The organism is Brachybacterium sp. ACRRE (genome assembly GCF_022346485.1).
Classification (GTDB): Bacteria; Actinomycetota; Actinomycetes; order Actinomycetales; family Dermabacteraceae; genus Brachybacterium; species Brachybacterium halotolerans.
This window is the reverse complement of record NZ_JAKRMO010000029.1, coordinates 21,422-40,264: the sequence shown is the minus strand read 5'-3', so window position 1 is coordinate 40,264 and position 18,843 is coordinate 21,422. Positions and strand designations below refer to the sequence as shown.

14 protein-coding genes are annotated in these 18,843 nt (G+C 71.9%); 6 read left to right on the top strand and 8 right to left on the bottom strand.

Annotated features, from left to right (window positions below; all coding sequences use genetic code 11):
- Nucleotides 1-54 precede the first annotated feature (54 nt).
- The 4 genes from MHY49_RS10125 to MHY49_RS10110 all read left to right on the top strand — a co-directional run bounded on the left by MHY49_RS10125 (nt 55) and on the right by MHY49_RS10110 (nt 4,708).
- Nucleotides 55-1,359, top strand: a complete 1,305-nt coding sequence (locus MHY49_RS10125) for an oligosaccharide flippase family protein (RefSeq protein WP_239203866.1) — start codon at nt 55-57, stop codon at nt 1,357-1,359.
- Nucleotides 1,356-2,333 (top strand): glycosyltransferase family 2 protein, encoded by a 978-nt coding sequence (locus MHY49_RS10120; RefSeq protein ID WP_239203865.1) that lies wholly within the window; start codon nt 1,356-1,358, stop codon nt 2,331-2,333. Before MHY49_RS10125 ends, MHY49_RS10120 begins: the two co-directional genes overlap by 4 nt.
- A 117-nt stretch (nt 2,334-2,450) precedes the next feature.
- Nucleotides 2,451-3,140: a PIG-L deacetylase family protein gene (locus tag MHY49_RS10115; RefSeq protein WP_200503375.1), complete on the top strand. Its 690-nt coding sequence runs from the start codon at nt 2,451-2,453 to the stop codon at nt 3,138-3,140.
- A 221-nt stretch (nt 3,141-3,361) separates the two neighbouring features.
- Nucleotides 3,362-4,708, top strand: a complete 1,347-nt coding sequence (locus MHY49_RS10110) for a GAF domain-containing protein (protein WP_239203864.1) — start codon at nt 3,362-3,364, stop codon at nt 4,706-4,708.
- A gap of 240 nt (nt 4,709-4,948) precedes the next feature.
- Here MHY49_RS10110 and MHY49_RS10105 read toward each other — a convergent pair whose 3' ends face one another.
- Entirely contained in the window at nt 4,949-6,400 is a 1,452-nt protein-coding gene (locus MHY49_RS10105) for an MFS transporter (RefSeq protein WP_370646096.1), read from the bottom strand.
- Between the two features lie 101 nt (nt 6,401-6,501).
- Between MHY49_RS10105 and MHY49_RS10100 the strand changes: the two genes are divergently transcribed.
- Nucleotides 6,502-7,584 (top strand): MauE/DoxX family redox-associated membrane protein, encoded by a 1,083-nt coding sequence (locus tag MHY49_RS10100; RefSeq protein WP_239203863.1) that lies wholly within the window; start codon nt 6,502-6,504, stop codon nt 7,582-7,584.
- 33 nt (nt 7,585-7,617) lie between these two features.
- Here MHY49_RS10100 and manA read toward each other — a convergent pair whose 3' ends face one another.
- From manA to MHY49_RS10070, 6 genes are all read right to left on the bottom strand, one after another.
- Nucleotides 7,618-8,814 carry a mannose-6-phosphate isomerase, class I gene (gene manA / locus MHY49_RS10095; RefSeq protein ID WP_239203875.1) on the bottom strand — a complete coding sequence of 399 codons (1,197 nt, stop codon included), beginning with the start codon at nt 8,812-8,814 and terminating at the stop codon, nt 7,618-7,620.
- Nucleotides 8,815-8,854: 40 nt separating this feature from the next.
- The gene (locus tag MHY49_RS10090) at nt 8,855-9,901 is read right to left on the bottom strand and encodes a hypothetical protein (protein WP_239203862.1); all 1,047 of its coding nucleotides are present in this window, start codon (nt 9,899-9,901) and stop codon (nt 8,855-8,857) included.
- Nucleotides 9,902-10,222: 321 nt separating this feature from the next.
- Nucleotides 10,223-11,014: a transglycosylase family protein gene (locus tag MHY49_RS19190; protein WP_304502673.1), complete on the bottom strand. Its 792-nt coding sequence runs from the start codon at nt 11,012-11,014 to the stop codon at nt 10,223-10,225.
- Between the two features lie 314 nt (nt 11,015-11,328).
- Nucleotides 11,329-11,982, bottom strand: a complete 654-nt coding sequence (locus MHY49_RS10080) for a hypothetical protein (RefSeq protein WP_239203861.1) — start codon at nt 11,980-11,982, stop codon at nt 11,329-11,331.
- Between the two features lie 91 nt (nt 11,983-12,073).
- Nucleotides 12,074-13,810, bottom strand: a complete 1,737-nt coding sequence (locus MHY49_RS10075) for a pyruvate dehydrogenase (protein ID WP_200503381.1) — start codon at nt 13,808-13,810, stop codon at nt 12,074-12,076.
- Between the two features lie 150 nt (nt 13,811-13,960).
- Nucleotides 13,961-14,911: a serine hydrolase gene (locus tag MHY49_RS10070; RefSeq protein ID WP_239203860.1), complete on the bottom strand. Its 951-nt coding sequence runs from the start codon at nt 14,909-14,911 to the stop codon at nt 13,961-13,963.
- Nucleotides 14,912-15,098: 187 nt separating this feature from the next.
- Here MHY49_RS10070 and MHY49_RS10065 point away from each other — a divergent pair, with 187 nt between their 5' ends.
- The gene (locus tag MHY49_RS10065) at nt 15,099-16,829 is read left to right on the top strand and encodes an FAD/NAD(P)-binding protein (protein ID WP_239203859.1); all 1,731 of its coding nucleotides are present in this window, start codon (nt 15,099-15,101) and stop codon (nt 16,827-16,829) included.
- Between the two features lie 91 nt (nt 16,830-16,920).
- On the opposite strand, the gene MHY49_RS10060 is transcribed toward MHY49_RS10065, so the two are convergent.
- Nucleotides 16,921-18,462 (bottom strand): sugar transferase, encoded by a 1,542-nt coding sequence (locus MHY49_RS10060; protein WP_239203858.1) that lies wholly within the window; start codon nt 18,460-18,462, stop codon nt 16,921-16,923.
- Nucleotides 18,463-18,843: the final 381 nt, after the last annotated feature.

Here is an 18,843-nt window from a genome sequence, read left to right as displayed (position 1 = left end):
CCGTCCCTCGGGCCACCGGAGACCAGCAGGCCCGACACGGCGAGGAGCGGCGACATGCCAGAACAGGCCGACCCTCCGGGCCGCGGCAAGCCCGATTCCGCGAAGCGCGTGAGCACGGACGTGCTCGCCATCGGCCTTGGCTACCTCGCCTCGTTCGCCTACCCGCTGGTCTCGCTCCCGTACCTGGGCCGGGTGATGGGGGCCTCGGAGCTCGGCCACCTGATGTTCGCCCTGGCGGTCCTGCAGATCGTCAAGAGCGTCGTCGACTTCGGCTTCGACCAGTCCTCGCTGCGCAGCATCGCCGTCTCAGCATCCACCGCCGAGCGCTCCCGCGTGGCGGCCGAGACCCTCGCGGCCAAGCTGCTCATCTGGACGGCCTGCACGCTCGTGCTGATGTCCACGGTGCTGATCGTCCCCGGGCTGCGGGAGCGGTGGCTGATGTACGCCGTGGGCCTGCTCCTCATCGGCCTCGGCGAGATGTACCCCAGCTGGTTCCTCCAGGGCACCGGGCGGGTCAAGGAGTTCGCACTGCTCACGGCGGTCTCCCGCCTGATCTCGCTGGGCCTGCTGCTGCTCACGGTGAACTCCGCGGACGACATGGTCCTCGCGATGCTGTGGCAGCAGTTCCCCTTCGCCCTCTCCGCTCTCGTCGGCTGGTTCATGCTGCGGGTCGTGTGGAAGGAGGCGCACTGGGTCGTCCCCCGCTGGGCGGGCGTGCGCGGGACCATCCGGGACTCGTGGCCCCTGTTCATCTCGAGCGTCGCGTTCCTGCTGATGAGCACCGTGAACACCGTGGTGCTGGGCGTCCTCTCGACCTCCCGTCAGGTCGCGTTCTTCGGCGCCGGCGAGCGCTTCAGCAACGCGGCCCGCGGCGTGATGTACGGCGTCACCGGCGCGATGCTCCCGCGGATGACCCGCGAGGACGCGGGCGCCCGCTCGATCCAGCGCCTGATCAGCACGGGCATCGTCCTGGCGTACACGTGCGCCGGGATCATCCTCATCGTCGCCTCGCCCTGGTTCGTGCCGTGGTACCTGGGCGAGGGCTTCGACCCGACGATCACCGTCATGCAGCTGATGGGCATCGCGCTGCTCCCCGTGGGGCTGAGCTCGATGCTCGCGCTGCGCGCCACGGCCAACCATCGCTTCCGCGACGTCGGACGCATCTCCATGACCGGCGCCCTGCTGCACCTGGCGCTGCTGATCCCCGCCAGCTGGCTGTGGGGTGCGGTGGGCGCCTCGGCCGCGCTCATCGCCTCCGAGGTGCTGCTGGCGGCCCTCTACATCCGCGACCTCGTCCAGCGGCGGCGCGCCGCCGCGAGCGCAGTGCCCGCCCCTGATCCTGAGGAGGATCCCTCATGAACGACAAGCCCCGCGTCAGCGTCGTCATCGCCGCCTACGAAGCCGGATCCGTGGTCGGCACCGCCCTGCAGAGCGTGCTCGACCAGACGATGGAGGACTTCGAGGTCCTCGTGATCGACGACGGGTCCACGAAGGATCCCGTCCCCTCCGATCTCTCCTCGGACCCCCGCGTGCGGCTCGAGTGGAAGCCGGAGAACGGGGGCCATCCGAGCGTCACGAACTGGGGCCTGGACCGTGCCCGCGGCGAGTGGATGACCTGGGTGGACGCCGACGACCAGATCGCTCCGCGCTTCCTCGAGGTGATGCTCGACGCCGGCGAGGCCGCCGGGGCCGACATCGTCGTCGCGCCCACCGCCTACGTGCGGGACGGCCACCAGGTGGGCGTCTCCCCGTGGGATCCCCCGGAGGGCCCGATCAGCGGCGACGAGGCCCTGCGGCGCGCGATCCACGGGGAGTTCCCGCTCTCCCAGCACATCCTCTACCGCCGCCCGGTCACGCGGGCCGACGAGGGCCTCGTCTATGCGGACTACCTCTTCGCCCGCGAGGAGCTGAGCCGCGCCGGGACGGTGGCGTTCACCGACGAGCCCTACTACCGGTACGTCATCCACTCCGACTCGGTCACGGGCAGCCTCCGCGAGAGCATCTTCGACCTCCCGGCGCTGGTCGACATGGTCCAGCCGGTCCTGGTGCGCACCTTCGGCGAGCCCGAGGCCTCGGAGCTGCGCACCGTGCACGAGCGGCACGTCGTCACCCACCTGCTGCACGCCGCGGCCCGCGAGAAGACGGACTCTCCCCTGCGCCGCCGGGTCCGCGCGTGGTGCCGCAGCCGCATGAGCGTCGCCGGCGTGCGCGCCCTCCTCGCCGAGGGGCACCGCTCCGAGGCCGCCTCCTGGTCCCTCGCGCTGGTCTCGATGCCGCTGCACCAGGCGGCCTACGGCGCCTACGACCGCGTGAAGGACCTGCGGCGGCGCTGACCCCTCCGGCCCCGACGCGCCCGCCTCACCCCACTCCGGAACCCGTTCCTCCTCCATCCCACGTCGCACCAGGAGCTCCACCGCCGGAGCCCCGCACCCAGAGAAAGGCCCACCAGCGTGAGCAGCACCAGAGTCCTCGTCATCGCCCCGCATCCGGACGACGAAGTGCTGGGCTGCGGCGCGACCATCGCCCGCCTGGCCGACGCCGGGGCCGAGGTCACCGTCGCGATCGTGTGCTCGAACCTCCCGCCGCTGTACGAGGAGGGCGTCGCGCCCCGGATCGAGGCCGAGGCCCGGCGCGCGCACGCCGTCCTGGGCGTCCACGAGTCCGTGTTCCTCGACCTCGAGGCCGTGGAGCTCGCCCGCAACTCCGTGGCCCAGCTCAACGCCGGACTCCAGGCGATCGTGGACCGGGTGAAGCCCGAGCTCGCGCTGATCCCGTTCCCCGACCGGCACGTGGACCACAAGGCCGTGTTCGACGCCTCGATGGTGGTCACGCGTCCGGTCGGCGAGGGCCGGGGGATCCGCACCGTCGCCATGTACGAGACGATCTCCGAGACCTTCTGGAACGCCCCCGGCGCCGAGCCGACGTTCGCCCCGAACTGGACGGTGGACGTGACCTCGACGGTCCATCGCAAGACCGAGGCGTTCCGCTGCTTCGACAGCCAGATCCAGGAGTTCCCCTCCGCCCGCTCGACGGAGGCGCTCGAGGCGCTCGCCCTGATGCGCGGGAGCCAGTCCTCGGTGCCCTACGCCGAGGCCTTCCAGATCGCCCGCATGCACACCCCGGCGTCGCTCGCGCTCTGAGCCCGGGCGGACGAGCGCACCGCCCGACGCTGACGCTCCGCCCGGCGCTGACGCTCTGCCCACGCACGAGAGCCGGCCGCGTTCCGTCTCCTCCCCCGGTCTCGGAACGGTAACCGGCCCCGCCCGCCCCTTCGATGCGTCCGTTTCGTGGCGTACGCTCGATTCGTCGGCGCGCATCGAGAGTCGGGGAGCGCAGCCGCACCGGGAGGTGGCGCATGCACATGCCATCCCGACCGGCCCGGATTCCGGACGACGCCGCATACCGGCACGAGGTGCTGCGGGCGCACGAGGACCTGCCCGCAGCGACATCCCCCGACAATGACCGCCGCATGGTCCGCGACCCCGTGCTCGAGTCCTGGCGGCGCTCCCTGGACCTGCTCCCCCGCGATGCGGCGGCACCCGTGCGCGCCGGCCTCTCCGGGGCCGAGCTCGCCGAGGCCCGCCGGCAGCACGCGTTCAGCGCCGTCCTCCCCCTGCTCCAGGAGCGGCTGATCGACCCCGCGGTCGAGGCCGGGCTGCTGGTCGCCCTCGGTGACCAGCAGGGTCGTCTGCTGTGGCTCGAGGGTCCCTCGCGGCAGCGCACCCGCGCCGAGGACGTCGGCTTCACGGTCGGCGCCGACTGGTCCGAGGACGCCATCGGCACGAACGCCCCGGCGCTCGCCCTGGCGAGCGGCAGCGCGATCCAGGTGGCGGGCGCCGAGCACTACGTCGAGGCGATCCAGGGGTGGAGTTGCAGCGCGGTCCCTCTCCTGGACCCGGCCACCGGCGAGGTCCTGGGGGTCATCGACGTCACCGGGGACGACCGCGCCGTCGGCCCGCTCGTGCTGCCCCTCCTGCGGGCCGCCGCCCGTGCCGTCCAGGCGGAGCTGCCGCAGCGCGAGGACGACGGCGCGGACACCGCCCCCGTGCCCCGATTCCAGCGGACCGACGCGGACCCGCGCACCGGCGACCTCGAGCTGCTGATCACCGGCCGGCGCACGTCCCTCATCCGGCGCGGTCGCGTCACGGCGTGCCTGTCGGGCCGGCACGCGGAGCTGCTGACCCTGCTGCACCTGCATCCCGACGGCATGGGGGCGGGCGAGCTCGCGGAGTCCCTGTACGGGTCGCTCGACGCCGTGGGCACGGTGCGCGCCGAGGTGCTGCGCCTGCGCCGCGTCCTCGAGGGGTTCACGGGCGATGCGCTGACGCTCGGCTCGCGCCCCTACCGCCTGCAGGGAGAGCTCGGCAGCGACCTGCTGCGCACGCGCGCCGCGGTGGACGCGGGGGACGTCGACGACGTCCTCGCGCATTACGAGGGCCGGCTGCTGCCCGCGAGCGAGGCGCCGGAGATCCGGCGGCTGCGCGAGTGGACGTCGACCGTGGTGCGGGCGCTCATGCTCGAGATCGCGGACCACGAGCAGCTGTGGCGCTATGCGCAGCTCCCCGAGAACGGGAGCGATCTCGAGGTGCTGATGGCCGTGCTCACCCTCGCCCCGCCCGACGCCCCGGAGCGCGCCGCCGCGGCCGCGCGCGCCGAGGCCCTCGAGGCGGAGGGGCAGGAGGAGCGGACGGGCGCGGACGTCCGCTGAGATCCCGGAACCCGACTGTCACCGCCGCTGCACAAGGTCGTGACCAGCGGGAAGAGCGTCCTGTTGCTCTGCGTCACCCGGGCGATCACGTCCGTGCAACCTTCGTGCAACGTGCTGCGGCATATGTTTCGAGCAACCGACGACGGCCGGCAGGCGCGCTGCCCCCGAAGCGCCCCAGCCACGCCCCCGCCTCAGCTGGACCCCCACCTGCGGCCGTCGTCGGAGCCCCCGTGGTCCGCCTCAGGCGTCGGTCCCGGCGAGCCTCTCGCGCTTGCGGTCGACGACGCTGACGCCGAGCGCCGCCATCGCCATCAGCATGATCACCGTGAGGGTGATGATGAAGGCCTCCACCCAGGGCGTGCCGTTCTCCGTGAGGGAGAACAGGATGCCGGGGATGAGCGCCGTGCCGACGGCTGCGCCGATCCTCTGGCCCAGCGACAGGATGCCTCCGGCGACGCCGCCGTAGCGCGGGTCCACCGCGTTCAGGGTGAGCGTCTGGTTCGGGGAGATCGTCATGCCCTGGCTGATGCCCACCAGCGTGAGCGGCACGGCCAGCGTCCAGAACGGCAGCACGCCGCTCTCCACGACCCCGGCCATGACCGCGACCAGGGCGAGGCCGACGAGGACGACGACGAAGCCCGCGATCACGAGGCGCCTGCCCAGGCGCAGCACGTAGCGCCCGCCGAGCTGCGAGGAGATCATCGCCGCGACCGAGGACGGCAGGCCGATGATGGAGGCCTCGAAGGGCGTGCGGTCCAGGTGCATCTGCAGGAACAGCGGCAGCACGATCCAGATGCTCGTGGAGCCCAGGAAGTAGACGGTGACGATGATGATGCCGTTGCGGAAGGGCGGGCTGCGGAAGATGTCGGGGTCGACCATCGGCGGGCGTCCGCCGCGGCGGTAGCGGTTCTCCCAGGTCACCCAGCCGAAGATGAGCAGCAGGCCCAGCGGCAGCAGCAGCCACACGAGTGCGGAGACCGAGCGCTCGAGGAACGGCAGCATGATCATGAGGATCGCGAGAGCGAGCAGGATGGTGCCGACGGGATCCAGGTCGGGCTTGGATTCCTTGGTGCGCAGCTTGTCGTTGGGGATCCACAGCAGCCCGAGCACGATCGCGAGGATGCCGATCGGGACGTTGGAGAAGAAGATCCAGCGCCAGCCCATGTCCTCCCCGAGGACCTGGATGAGCAGGCCGCCGATGACGGGGCCGATGGCGGTCGCGACGGCGACGGTGGTGCCGAACATCGCGAAGGCCTTCGCGCGGGCCTGGCCGCGGAAGTTCATCTGGATCAGGCCGATGGACTGCGGGTTCAGCAGTCCCGAGCCGAGGCCCTGGAGGATCCGCGAGAGGTTCAGGACGCCCACGTTCGGCGAGAGCCCGGCCAAAAGCGAGCCCAGGGTGAACAGGCCGACGCCGAGCAGCAGGATGCGCCGCCTGCCGGTCGCATCGCCCACGCGCCCGGCGGGGACGAGCAGCACGGCGAAGGCGAGGGCGTACCCGGAGAGCACCCACTGCAGGCCCTCGGAGTCCGCCTTCAGGGAGTGGCCGATGGGTGTGAGCGCGACGTTGATGACCGAGACCGCGACCAGCGCCATGAACAGGGGGAGCAGGAGCACGAACAGCACCCGGCGAGGGTGCGCGGGCGCCTGGGCGGTCGGGGCAGGACGGGTGCTGGGGTCGGGAGCGCTCACCCGATCAAGGATACGGAGGGTGTCCAGGGATGGGACGGCGTACGCATGCTCTCGTGTGCGGGGCATCTCGCGCACAGCGGCGGCTCGAGTACCCTGGTCCGGTGCCGATCCTGCTGCTCACCGCCCAGCTGCTGGTCAGTCTGGCGCTGCTGATCAGCGGTGCCGCGAAGCTCGGTGACAGGCGCGGGACACAGGACGCGATGGTGTCCCTTCGCCTCCCTCTTCCCCGTGCCCATGCCACCGCGGCGCTGCTGCTGCCCGGTGCGGAGATCGTTCTCGCGCTCGGGATCTGGCTGCCCGTTCCTCTCGTGCCCCTCGCGTTCTCCGTGCTCATCGTCGTGTTGCTCGTCCTCTACTGGGCGATCATCGCTCGGGCCCTCGGATTCGAGGAGGCCGTGTCCTGCTCATGCTTCGGGACCCTGGGCTCCCCGACGGTCTCCCGGACCACCCTCGTGCGCAACACGCTGCTGCTGGCGCTGGGAGCTCTCACGGTGATCGGCACCGCCCGCGCCCTCCCCGCACACGCGATCACGGGGGCGCCGGGGACCCTGGTGCAGCTCGTCCTCGCGGCACTCGTCACGGGGTTCCTCGCCCTGCTCACCCTCGGGGGCACGTCACGCAGGAGCGAGACCGGACAGGGCGCGACCGTCGTCGGCGATCGCCCCTCCGCGCACGAGCCGTCGGACGCTGCGGACCCGCGAGCGGGCTCTGCGGACGTTGCGGATCTCGACTACGAGCGCACGCCGACGCCGTTCGGCATGCTGCAGAGGAGTGGCGAGGAGCCCGTCTCCCTCGCGTCACTGACCGCCGAGCGCGCGGCGCTGCTGATCTGGGTGCGTCCCGGCTGCGGTCCGTGCGAACGGGTGCTGAACGCGATCGGGCCCTGGCGCGCGGCACTCGAGGAGACCGTGAGCGTGCGCACGCTCGTCCGTGCGGATCCGGCGGGCCTCGCCCCGTCCGTGCGTGAGCGCGCCGGCGACAGCCTGGCGAGGGACATCGAGGGCAACCTCGCGAACTCGCTCCGGGCGACCTCCTCCCCTGCCGCCGTCCTGCTGGGGGCCGACGGACTGCTGGCAGGCGGTCCCGTCGCCGGCGCGGAGGGCGTGACTGCGTTCGTCGAGGAGATCATCGAGCAGATCGGGCAGGCGCGGGACCGAGGGGAGCTCATCTCGCCGTCGGCCTGACCCCGGCGGATGCCGGATCCGGAAGCGGAGCGATCAGGGAACGCACGCTTGCACGATGCAGCCGGAGCCTCGCACGCTGACGTCCCCCTCGGACGCGGGGATGAAGACAGCCTGCCCCGAGCGCACCGCGATGCTGCTGGTCTCCGACTCGAGGAGAAGATCCCCTTCGAGGCCGAGCACGATCCTCGGACCATTGCCCAGCATCGGCCGGGCCCCCGAGTGCGTCGCCTCGTCAAGAGCGGTGAAGGAGACTTCGAAATCATCGACCGGGGCGTAGTACGACTCGGTGATCTCGTTGCGTCGCTCGGGCGCTATCCGGACCGGCGGTGCAGCGACCACGCTCACGCACTGCAGCAGCTCGTCGACATCCACGCGCTTCTCGGTCAGGCCGGCGCGGAGCACATTGTCACTCGCTGCAGTGACTTCGATCCCGAACCCGCTGAGGTACGCATGGAGCGTACCCGTGGGGATGAAGAGAGCCTCGCCCGGCTGCAGTGACACAGGGTTGAGCAGGAGTGCAGCGACCACGCCCGCATCGCCCGGATGGTGCTCCGCCAGCTCGACGACGATGCGATCGATGCGGGGCGACGGGGACGCACCGCGTCGCTCACGATCACGGCAAGCATCGACGACCTGCTGCACGAGCTGTGGTCCGGGGCGGAGCGAAGGCGAGAGGAGTGCGCGCAGCGCCGCATGCATGCCGCGCGCATCGGGGTTCGCCAGCAGGAGCCGATGCAGACGATCCGAGAGATCCGTGCCCAGGCCCTCGAGGATCTCGGTGGCTCGGCGAGGTGCCCGGAATCCGCACAGAGCCGTGAACGGCTCCAGTGCGACGAGGAGCTCCGGTTTGTGCTTCGGGTCCCGATAGCTGCGCCGGGAGGACTCCAGGGGCAGTCCTGCGGCGTTCTCCGCGGAGAAGGACTCCTCAGCACGCTCCTGATTCGGATGCACCTGCAGTGAGAGCGGCCGCTCGGGCGCGATCGCCTTGAGGAGGAACGGGAGCTCATCACCGAAACTGCGAGCGACCCCATCGCCGAGCTGGGTCGGCGGATCGGAAGCGATGAGATCCATCAGCGTCTTGCCATCGTCGAGAAGTGAAGGCGCCGTTGGATGGCTGCCGAACCACACCTCGGCCCACGGACTGCCGTCCGATGTCTGGCCGAGGAAACGAGGCAGCCGTGTGTACGACCCCCACGCATAATGCTGGATCCGGCCGGCGATCGCGCGCATCATGCGGAGACGGGCTCCGTGACGCATCGCCCGATGGTCGTCATGCGACACCCTCGACCCGGTTCTCGACCTCGCGCGCGATGCGCGCGGCGGGCTCCTCCTCGGGCATCGCGGGCGCCGGGGTGGGCGTGCCGTGGCGGCGCATCCCGTAGCGGTGCCAGAACTCGTGCACCCAGCCGGGCGCGCCCGGCGCGTGCACCCACGCCTCTCCCCCGCGGGCGGCGACCTCGAGGACCTCCGCCGCGAGGATCGAGACCACCGGCGCGCGCAGGGTCAGCGGGTCCGTACCCGCGGGCAGCACCTCGATGCCCCGCCGCTCCCAGAGACGGTGCTGGGTGCGCGCGAGCCGCCCGGTCTCCCCCGCCTCGGGCAGGTAGCGGGCGACGCCGTCGCGGCAGAACGAGGAGGCCGCACGGGCGGCGAGTCGGCTCGGCAGCTCGATGCGCGAGAGCTGCCCCAGCACGACGGGCGAGGGCACGGACGTCGGGTCGGTGCGGTCCTCGGTCACGTCGGCCGACGGGTCGGCGCCTTCGCCGGCCCTCGAGGCGGGATCCGCACTGGCCCTCGAGGCGGTATCCGCACTGCCCGGTGCCCCGTCCGCGGCGGGATCGTCCTCGCCACTGTGGTGCCCGAGCTGCCAGAGACGCTGGGAGCCGACCGCCAGCAGGGTGAGGTCCTCGCGTCCGGAGCGCCAGAAGTCGGCGTCGTCGGCGGACCAGGAGAGGACGGTCGCCTCCGCCGGCAGCGGCGCGGCGTACGGGGTGAGCACATCGGTCTGGACCACGAAGGACTGCAGGCCGCGGCGCTCGGCGACCGAGTGCAGGGCTGCGCCCGTCGGCCCGCCCTGACCGGCGGTGACGACCGCGGCGGCGTCGGAGGGGACGGCGTCGCGCGCGGACTCGAAGGCGCGGCGGCGCCAGGCGGGCCCGTCGAGCTCGGGGGCGATCAGGCCGCGCGGGGCGATCACGTCGACGCCCACGCGCAGGTAGGGAAGGAACGCCAGAAGGGCGGCGCGGCTGCGCGGGGAGGCGTCCTCGAGGCCGATGACCACGCGCGCCGAGGTCTCGCCGTCACGCGAGTGGAGCACCCACCGGGGCTCCTCCCAGTGCTCGTCGCGACTGCGCGTGCCGCGCAGTGTGCGGACCGCGTCCGCGACCGAGCCGCGGTGCCGAGCGAGGCCCCCGCGAGAGCGAGCCCAGTCCCGCCACAGGTCGATACTCTCGGGGTGGACGAGACCGGCCATCATTCCTCCGCGGCGCACGTAGTTCGACAGACCGGCGGCTCCCCGGCCTGGTGCTCACACTGTCGCACACGCACCACCGCCCGGTCGTCGCGACGCGACGACCGGGCGGCAGGCATCTGACCGGCGGGATCGGGCGAGGCTGCGGAGCGCCCCGACCCGGAGGGGTCAGTTGCTGTTGAGGTGGATCTGCAGGGCCCGCACGGTGGAGTAGGAGGTGCGGAAGTCCCACACGCCGTTGTTCGAGTAGCCGATCTTCGCGCGCAGCTTGCGCGTGGTCTCGGAGCCGATCTTGCCGTCCTGGACCGCGCCGACCTTCTTCTGGAGGGCCTTGATGTCACTCGTGGACAGCGAGCCGTCGGCGCTCACGCCCACCCACGACTGCAGGCTCGCGGTGGTCTTCGGTCCGAACTTGCCGTCGACCACGAGCTTGCCGCTCGAGGAGGAGCTGGACGAGCCCGACGTCGAGGAGCCCGAGGACGAGCTCGAGGCCTTCGAGGACGAGGAGCTCGAGCTGCTCGACGGGGTTGCGCTCGAGGAGGCGCCGCCGTTGGCCTTGGTCAGGCCCGCGCGGGCGCTGCACACGGGCCAGGCGCCGGGGCCCTGGTCCTGCAGGGTGCGCTGGGCGACCGCGATCTGCTCGGCCTTGGTGGCCTTGTCCGCGGTCGCGGCGTAGCTGCCGCCGCCGTAGGCGATCCAGGTCGACCGGGTGAACTGCAGGCCGCCGTAGAAGCCGTTGCCGTTGTTGATCGACCAGTTGCCGCTCGACTCGCACTGGGCGACGTCGTCCCAGACGGCAGGGGTGCTGGCCTCGGCGACACTCGCGCCGGCCATGCCGAGTCCGGCGACCATCACCGCGCCGCCGGTCGCCGCGGCGAGCTTCGGAGCGACGCGCGCTCCCCGGAAGTAGACGGGTGCGCCCTCGGCGCGATGGGTGGGGGTGCGGCGGGCCTCGGACATGGCGTGCTCCTGGAGTGCGGGAAGCGGGGGAAGGGCGGGGAAGACGAGGGGAACATCGGTACGCGAACGCGTGACCTGCACTCCCGTCGTGGGATACCCCTTACCGTGCACCGGGCCCGGCACCGCGAGAAGACCTCGTGACTACATCCGGCCGCTCGTTTTGCCGAACTTTTACCTGTCAGGCACGGCATGTCGTTCCCGGGCGCGGCTCAGCGGAGCGTAATGAACACGGGGCGCCGCTCACCGTTCCGGCGACAGGATCATCCCTGCCGCAGCGAACGCGTCCTCTCGCGCACCCCGATCTCGGGGGCGGTTCAGGCGGCGCAGGCGATCTGCTGCGTCGTGATCTGCCGAACCCAGATGTCGTCGTTGACGTCGGGCGTCCCGGCCAGTGTGAACCGCAGCCGCAGCACGGCGGGCCCCGTCTCGGCGGCGGTGAACGTCGCGCTGTAGGTGACGGGCGACCCGTCCCAGGTGTACTGGTTCACGTACCCGGGCATGTCCTCCGCCCAGACGTTCGTGGCATTCACCCAGACGATCTTGCTTTCGCTCGCGCCCTGGACGGCGTCGATCTGGACCCGCTGACGATCCCTCCCGATCGGGCTGTTCCCCACCCCGACCGTCACCGCGAGAGTGACCTCGTAGGTCGCACCGGCACGGGCGGTGAAGTCCCGCACGGCCTCCAGCACGGCATCCTCGGTCGTCGACGCATTGTTGTCCCAGGAGCGGAACTCGTCGATGTCGAGCCATCCGGTCTCGTTCTCATCGGTCTTCAGCTCACCGGACACGACGGACCACGAGGTCCCGGAGGGCACCACCTGCTGACCGTCGTCGTCCGGGGTGCACCGCTCCGCGGACGCGGCGAGCGCGGGCGCCGCCGTCGCCGCGACGGCTGTGGGAGCGACCCACGCCGCAGTGGCAAGGAGAGCGCGCCGCCGGAACGGTCCCCTCTCGGTCGTGTCCTGCATGACGGGCCCCGTTCCTTCGCCGAGCGATGAGGTGCGGTGTCCGCAGCGGTCATGTCCGCCGCAAACACCGCGGGCGATACTACGCGCGCCCTCAGCGCGGGATGTTGCGCACGTTCGTCGCGGCCATGTCGAGCATCTTGCCGACGCCGCCGCCCAGCACGACCTTCGTGGAGGCCATGGCGAAGCCGCGGATCTGCTGCGAGGTGACCTTGGGCGGCATCGAGAGCGCCGCGGGGTCGGTGACCACGTCGATGAGCACGGGGCCCTTGTGCTTGAGGGCCGCCCCCAGCTCCTTCTTGAGCTTCTTGGGGTCGGTGATCTTCACCGAGTGGATGCCGGCGCCGGCGGCGATCGCCGCGAAGTCGACGTGCTCGTGGTCCGTCTCGTAGTCGGGCAGGCCCTCGACGAGCATCTCGAGCTTCACCATGCCCAGGCTCGAGTTGTTGAAGACGACGATCTTCGTGTCGAGCTGGTGGAGCTTCACGGTGAGCAGCTCGCCCATGAGCATCCCGAGCCCGCCGTCGCCGGACATCGAGATGACCTGGCGGCCCGGGTTCCCGGCGGAGGCGCCGATGGCCTGCGGGAGCGCGTTGGCCATCGTGCCGTGGTGCCACGAGCCGAACACGCGGCGCTTGCCGTTGGGGGTGATGTAGCGGGCGCCCCACACGTTGCACATGCCGGTGTCGACGGTGAAGATCGCGTCGTCGTCGGCGAGCTCGTCGAGGGTCGCCGCGACGAACTCGGGGTGGATCGGCTTCATCTTCTCGACGTTGCGGGTGTACGCCGAGACGACGCCCTTGAGTGCCTTCTCGTGCTTGCGCAGCAGCGCGTCGAGGAACTTCCGCGAGCGCTTGGGCTGGACCAGCGGCAGCAGCGCGTCGATGGTCAGGGCGACGTCGCCGTTCACGGCGAGGTCCAGCGGGATGCGTCGGCCCAGGCGGGACCCGTCGGCATCGACCTGGACGACGGTCACGTCCTTCTGCGGGAGGAACTCGCTGTAGGGGAAGTCCGTGCCCAGCAGGATCACGAGGTCCGCCTCGTGCATCGCCTCGTAGCAGGCGCCGTAGCCGAGCAGGCCGCTCATGCCGACGTCGTAGGGGTTGTCGTACTGGATCCACTCCTTGCCGCCGAAGGCGTGGCCGACGGGGGCCTTCACGGCCTCGGCGAGGGCGAGCACCTGCTCGCGGGCGCCGCGCACGCCGGCCCCGGCGAACAGGGTCACGGAGTTCGCGCGGTTCACGAGGGAGGCGAGCTCCTCGACCGTCTGGGGATCGGGCTGGACGCGGCCGAAGCGGGTGGCGAGGTCCTTGGTGGCACCGGACTCGACCTCCTCGTCGGCGACGTCGCCGGGGATCACGAGCACGGAGACGCCCTGCTTGGCGAGCGCCGTCTGCGCGGCGATGTGCAGCATGTCCGCGCCGTGCTGGCCGGAGTTCACCATCTCGCAGAAGTGCGAGCACTCCTGGAAGAGGCGCTCGGGATGGGTCTCCTGGAAGAAGCCCGTGCCGATCTTGCCGCTGGGGATGTGCGAAGCGATCGCGAGCACCGGGGCGCCGTCGCGATGGGCGTCGTAGAGGCCCTGGATGAGGTGGGTGTTGCCCGGGCCGCAGGATCCGGCGCACACCGCGAGCTTCCCGCTCACGCGGGCCTCGGCGCCGGCGGCGAAGGCGGCCGCCTCCTCGTTGCGCACGTGCACCCAGTCGATGCCCTTGGTGGTGCGGACGGCGTCGACGATCGGGTTCAGGGAGTCCCCGACGACCCCGTAGATGCGCTCGACACCGAAGTCCCGCAGCTGGGTGACGAGGTGCTGGGCGAGGGTGACTGCCATGGCGTGCTCCTGACGACTCGGCGGATCCGCGACCCGTCCTGCGGGTCGCATGACGTGATCCAGCCTAGTGAACGGCCGTTGCGCCCACCGCCCGGACGTGGGCGAGAAGACAGGTCGGACGTCGGATCCGGGGCTCTGAACAGCGGCGGCTCAGAGCAGCGGCAGCAGCTCCTGCCAGACCGCGCGCAGGATCTCCTGCGTCGGCCCGCCCTCGTGATGGGAGGTGAGGGTGACGACGGCGCGCTGGTCCGGCAGCACGATCGAGAACTGGCCGTAGGCGCCGTCGGCCCGCCAGGCCCCGGGCACCGAGCACTTCCAGACGCCGTAGCCGTAGCGGGTGTTCTCCGGCTCGAGCTCGCCGGTGGGCACCCAGGACGACTCGGCGTGCATCGCGTCGATCCAGTCCGCGGGCACGAGCTGCTCGCCCTCCCAGGCACCCCGCTGCAGCAGGAGCCGGCCGATGCGGGCCACCTCGCGCGTGCGCAGGTGGAGGCCGGTCGCGCCCCAGGTGCGGCCCTCGCGGTCGGAGTGCCACTGGGGGTTCACGATCCCCAGCGGCTCGAACAGCCGGGGCATCAGGTAGTCGCGCAGGCTCACGCGGGAGCGCTCGGCGATGGTGCGCCCGAGCAGGAAGATCGACCCGTTGGAGTACTCGAACCTCTCCCCCGGCGCGCGCACCAGCGGCGTGCGCAGCAGCAGGTCGGTGAGGTGCGGGTCCTCCCGCTCGGAGTCCAGGAACACGGTGACCGGGTTGCCGGAGGTCATCGTGATCAGGTGGCGCAGGCGCACCAGCTCCATCCCGCGCCCGTACCCGCCGGCGGGCGCGGGCAGGTGGTCGATGAGACGGTCCTCGAGGTCGAGCAGGCCCTCCTTCTGCGCGATGCCGACGGCCAGCGCCGTCACCGTCTTGGACACCGACCAGACGTTCTCCGAGGTGTCCTCGACGAAGCGCACCTCGAGGTCCTCGTGCCCCTCGCGGTGCAGGTGAACGGCGCGGACCCCGAGCCGCTTCTCGAGGATGCGCTGGCGCAGGGGCAGCAGGATCAGCGGATCGGGCACGGGGGCCGACGGCGAGGCGGGCGGGACGGGCGCGGGGGTCATGCCCCGACCCTAGACGCGCGGCGTCGCGCGCACGAGATCCTCGTCGCCCGTTCTGGGCGATTTGCCCGTACTCGAGGGTAGGATCGGCGTGGCGCGCCCGCGGTGGGCGGGCGCCTCGGACGCGGCGGATCCCCCCGGCCGCCGTGCGTCCGATCCTGCTGCACACGGAACATCACAGAGAACGCGGATGAGCACTCAGAAGATCTCGGAAGACATCAGGGACGACGTATCGGCCGACGTGATCATCGTCGGCGCAGGGGTATCGGGGACATCGACGCTGCTGAGGCTCCTCGAGGAGCAGCGCACGGGGGCGACGGGGACCGACAGGCTCCGCGTGGCGGTCATCGACCGCAGCGACGACATGTTCACGGGCCTGCCCTACGGCTCGCGCTCGGGCAGCGCCTCGCTCATCGTCACCTCGCTCGACGAGTTCCTTCCCGACGGCATCCGCCAGGACTTCATCGCCTGGCTGGAGGCCCGGAAGGAGCGGATCCTGGCGGCCGACGCGTCGCTGGGCATCTCCCCGCACTGGGCGGAGGAGCACGCCGAGGAGATCCGCGGCGGCCAGTGGGACTCCCTGTTCATCCCCCGCCGCCTGTTCGGCCACTTCCTGCGCGGCCGCGTCGAGGACATCCTCGCGAGCACGTCCGACGTCGAGGTCATCCGGATCACCGGAGAGGCCAGCGCGCTGCGCCGGATGGGCACCGCCGCGCGGGCGGGCGCCGCCGCGCGGACAGCCGCCACCGCGCGGGCCGACGCGGGCGCCGAGGGAGAGATCGAGATCCTCGTCGCCGCGCAGGGCGCGCTCCCCGGGAACGCGACCGCCGACGGGGGCATCCGCAGCGCGACCGACGGGACCGACGGCGCGCGCCGGGGCATGACTCGCGTGCGCGGGCGCTCCGTGGTCCTCGCCGTCGGCAGCCCGCCCACGCGCATGCTCGGCCACGATCCCGCGGACGCCGGCAGCGGCCGCTTCCTCGACGACACCCACGTGCACGGCATGGACCATCTCCTGCAGGAGGCGCGCGCCGCGATCCGCGCGATGCCCGAGGGCGCGAGCCGCGACATCCTCGTCGTGGGCGCGAACGCGGACGCGCTCGAGCTGCTGCACGCGACCGTCCGCGCCGGCCTCGAGCGCGCGTGGGACCACCACGTGACCATCCTGGCCACCCACGGCATCCCCGATGCCTGGACCGTCCACCCGGACCGTCGCAGCGAGTACCGCTCCCGGCACCTCGCCGACTACGCCGCGCGCACGCCCGACGCGGACCTCACCGCCCGCGCGGTGTACGACGCGGTGGTCCGGGACGTGGACGACGCCATGGCCAGCGGATTCTGCGAGCAGGACACCGTGGACGAACTCAAGGAGCTGTGCTCGCAGCTGCTCGAGCGCCTGCCCGCGCCCGAGCAGAAGCTCTACGTCGACGTGTACGGCACGAAGGTGGGGCGCTTCGCCCGGCCCACCGGCGGCGACTACCAGCGCACCGCCTCGGAGCTCCTGGAGTCCGGGCGCGTCCATGCGGAGCGCGGCCACTTCGAGCACGCGGAGAACAGCGCCGCCGGCTGGAGGGTCACGACCTCGACCGAGGAGGGCATCTCCACGCTCGAGCGGACCTTCGGCGTGATCATCAACTGCGCCGGCTTCGAGAACGTCGCGGAGACCCGCGACGGGTTCCTGCGCTCCCTCCAGGACGAGTCGGGGCTGCGCTCCTCGGCCTCGCGGACCGGGTTCGAGGTCGACGAGCACTTCCAGGCCGCCCCCGGCGTCTTCGTGGCCGGCCCGCTGCTCGCGGGGAACCTCAACAGCGCCCTGCGCGTGTGGCACCTCGAGAGCTGCCGACGGATCCTCGCGATGGCCGACACGATCGGCGCCGAGATCGCGGCCCACCTCCGCGCCACCGAGCTCGAGCCCGTCTGACGCGCACAGCACGAGAGGGGCCGACCCGCCTGGCGGGTCGGCCCCTCTCGTCATCCTGGGCGCTGAGTCATGGCGCCCGCCGGGCGACGCCTCAGTAGGCGCCGTCCTTGCCGATCACGGCCTTGACGGTGCGCAGCATGATCCACAGGTCCATGCCGAGCGACCAGTTGTGGGCGTAGCGGACGTCGAGCGCCTGCGCCTGCTCCCAGCTCAGCGCGGAGCGGCCGGAGACCTGCCAGAGGCCGGTCATCCCGGGCACGACTCCCAGACGGTGGAACGCGGAGCCCGTGTAGAGCGCCACCTCCCCGTCGCGCTGGGGACGCGGCCCGACGAGGCTCATGGAGCCTCCCAGGACGTTGAGCAGCTGCGGGATCTCGTCGATCGAGTAGCGGCGCAGGAAGCCGCCGATGCGGGTCAGGCGCGGATCGTTCTGGATCTTGAACAGCGGCTTGTCGTCCGTCTGCTGCTCGCGCAGCAGCGCGGCCAGCTTCGCGTCGGCATCGACGGCCATGCTGCGGAACTTGAACATGCGGAACGGCTTGCCGTCCTTGCCCACGCGCTCCTGGCGGTAGAAGATCGGCCCGTGGTCGTCCAGCCGCACGGCGAGGGACACCACGATGAGCAGCGGCGAGAGCGCGGCCAGCAGCAGCGCGGAGCCGAGGATGTCGAAGCCGCGCTTGGCCATGCGCACCGGCACCGGCTGGCGCGGGGGCCGGATCACGACGGAGGCGCCGCGGGCGCCGGAGACGACCCGCACGCGCGACCGACGCGCTCCCGGGGCCATGAAGGACAGCTTGAGAGGGATGCCGCGGCCGCGGAGCTCCCAGCTCAGGTGCGTGAGCAGCTGTGCGGGCGCGGCGCCGCGGACCTCGACGACCTCGCTGCCCGTCTCCTCGACGCGATCGAGAACGTCCTGGACCTGTTCGTCCATCGGCGCGGCCTCGCCGCCCACGAGCACTGCGGTCTCCTCCTCCAGGAGGCCCGAGGCCATCGGGTCGACGGGCTCGGTGGACACGAGCACGGAGCGCACGGGGTGCAGGACGCGGCCCAGCGCCACGATGACCGCGCCGCCCGCGCCGAGCGCGAGGGCGAGGGCGAGCAGGGCGGGGCCCGAGGGGACGATCTCCCCCAGGAAGGGACGCGAGAGCGCCAGCAGCAGCGCTCCGACGACGACGAGCAGCAGGGGACGCGTGGCGTCCGCTCGCGCGCTGTCGAGCGGACGCGAGGACTGGGCGCTCATCATCACCGCCCACGCGAGCGCGAGGACGGCGAGGGTGCCCGCGGCCGCGAGGGGCGCCGCGGTCATCAGGGCGCTCGCACCGACCGTGATCACGGCGACGGCGAGGGAGAGGACCGCGGTGAGGGCGACGCGGCGACCGTGGGCCCCGAGACGCGCCGGGGAGCGGTCCGCATGCGGTGCGGCGGGAGCGAGCTCCGGCCGCAGCGGCACCACGAGGCTCTCGGCGCTGCGTGCGCTCGCGCTCGCGGCGATCTCCGTGCCGGGCTCCGCGAAGCCCGTGTCCGGAAGAAGGAGGAGCGACGACGCGCGCTCCTCGACATCGGCGGCGCTCTGCGCCGTCTCGCCCGCTGCGGATGCGCGGTTCCCGCGCACCTCCGCGACCTGCATACTCATAGGAAGGCCCCCTGAAGTCGACTCTCGTTCCCGGCCGGACTCCACGTCCTGGCCGAGCCGTCGGCGGGGCACCCCGCCCCCGATCTCCGACGTACCGCATGTTCCGGACAACCGGAACGAATACGGACACTTCGGACAGCCTAGGGACGCTCGAACCCGAAGCGAAGGGGGGTGCGGGCTACTTGCGGGTCACCATCGATCCGCGGCCCTGAGATGCGGGTCCGCTGCGGGCCATTGCGGATATCCGGCCACCCCGCAAGGGCCTCCGTACCCATCGGAGACTCCGCCGAGCGACCCGCCGCGGGGGTGGTGACGCGCCCCGGACGGGCCGGTCCGCGCCATGACGGAAACGGGATGTGATGCGCATCCCGTATATTCCTC

What these genes read in the sequence shown, in the direction of transcription:
- MHY49_RS10125 (WP_239203866.1), top strand. Translation starts at nt 55, where the DNA reads ATGCCAGAACAGGCCGACCCTCCGGGCCGCGGCAAGCCCGATTCCGCG.
- MHY49_RS10120 (WP_239203865.1), top strand. Translation starts at nt 1,356, where the DNA reads ATGAACGACAAGCCCCGCGTCAGCGTCGTCATCGCCGCCTACGAAGCC.
- MHY49_RS10110 (WP_239203864.1), top strand. Translation starts at nt 3,362, where the DNA reads ATGCCATCCCGACCGGCCCGGATTCCGGACGACGCCGCATACCGGCAC.
- manA (WP_239203875.1), bottom strand. Translation starts at nt 8,814, where the DNA reads ATGCGCGCGATCGCCGGCCGGATCCAGCATTATGCGTGGGGGTCGTAC.
- MHY49_RS19190 (WP_304502673.1), bottom strand. Translation starts at nt 11,014, where the DNA reads ATGTCCGAGGCCCGCCGCACCCCCACCCATCGCGCCGAGGGCGCACCC.
- MHY49_RS10080 (WP_239203861.1), bottom strand. Translation starts at nt 11,982, where the DNA reads ATGCAGGACACGACCGAGAGGGGACCGTTCCGGCGGCGCGCTCTCCTT.
- MHY49_RS10075 (WP_200503381.1), bottom strand. Translation starts at nt 13,810, where the DNA reads ATGGCAGTCACCCTCGCCCAGCACCTCGTCACCCAGCTGCGGGACTTC.
- MHY49_RS10070 (WP_239203860.1), bottom strand. Translation starts at nt 14,911, where the DNA reads ATGACCCCCGCGCCCGTCCCGCCCGCCTCGCCGTCGGCCCCCGTGCCC.
- MHY49_RS10065 (WP_239203859.1), top strand. Translation starts at nt 15,099, where the DNA reads ATGAGCACTCAGAAGATCTCGGAAGACATCAGGGACGACGTATCGGCC.
- MHY49_RS10060 (WP_239203858.1), bottom strand. Translation starts at nt 18,462, where the DNA reads ATGAGTATGCAGGTCGCGGAGGTGCGCGGGAACCGCGCATCCGCAGCG.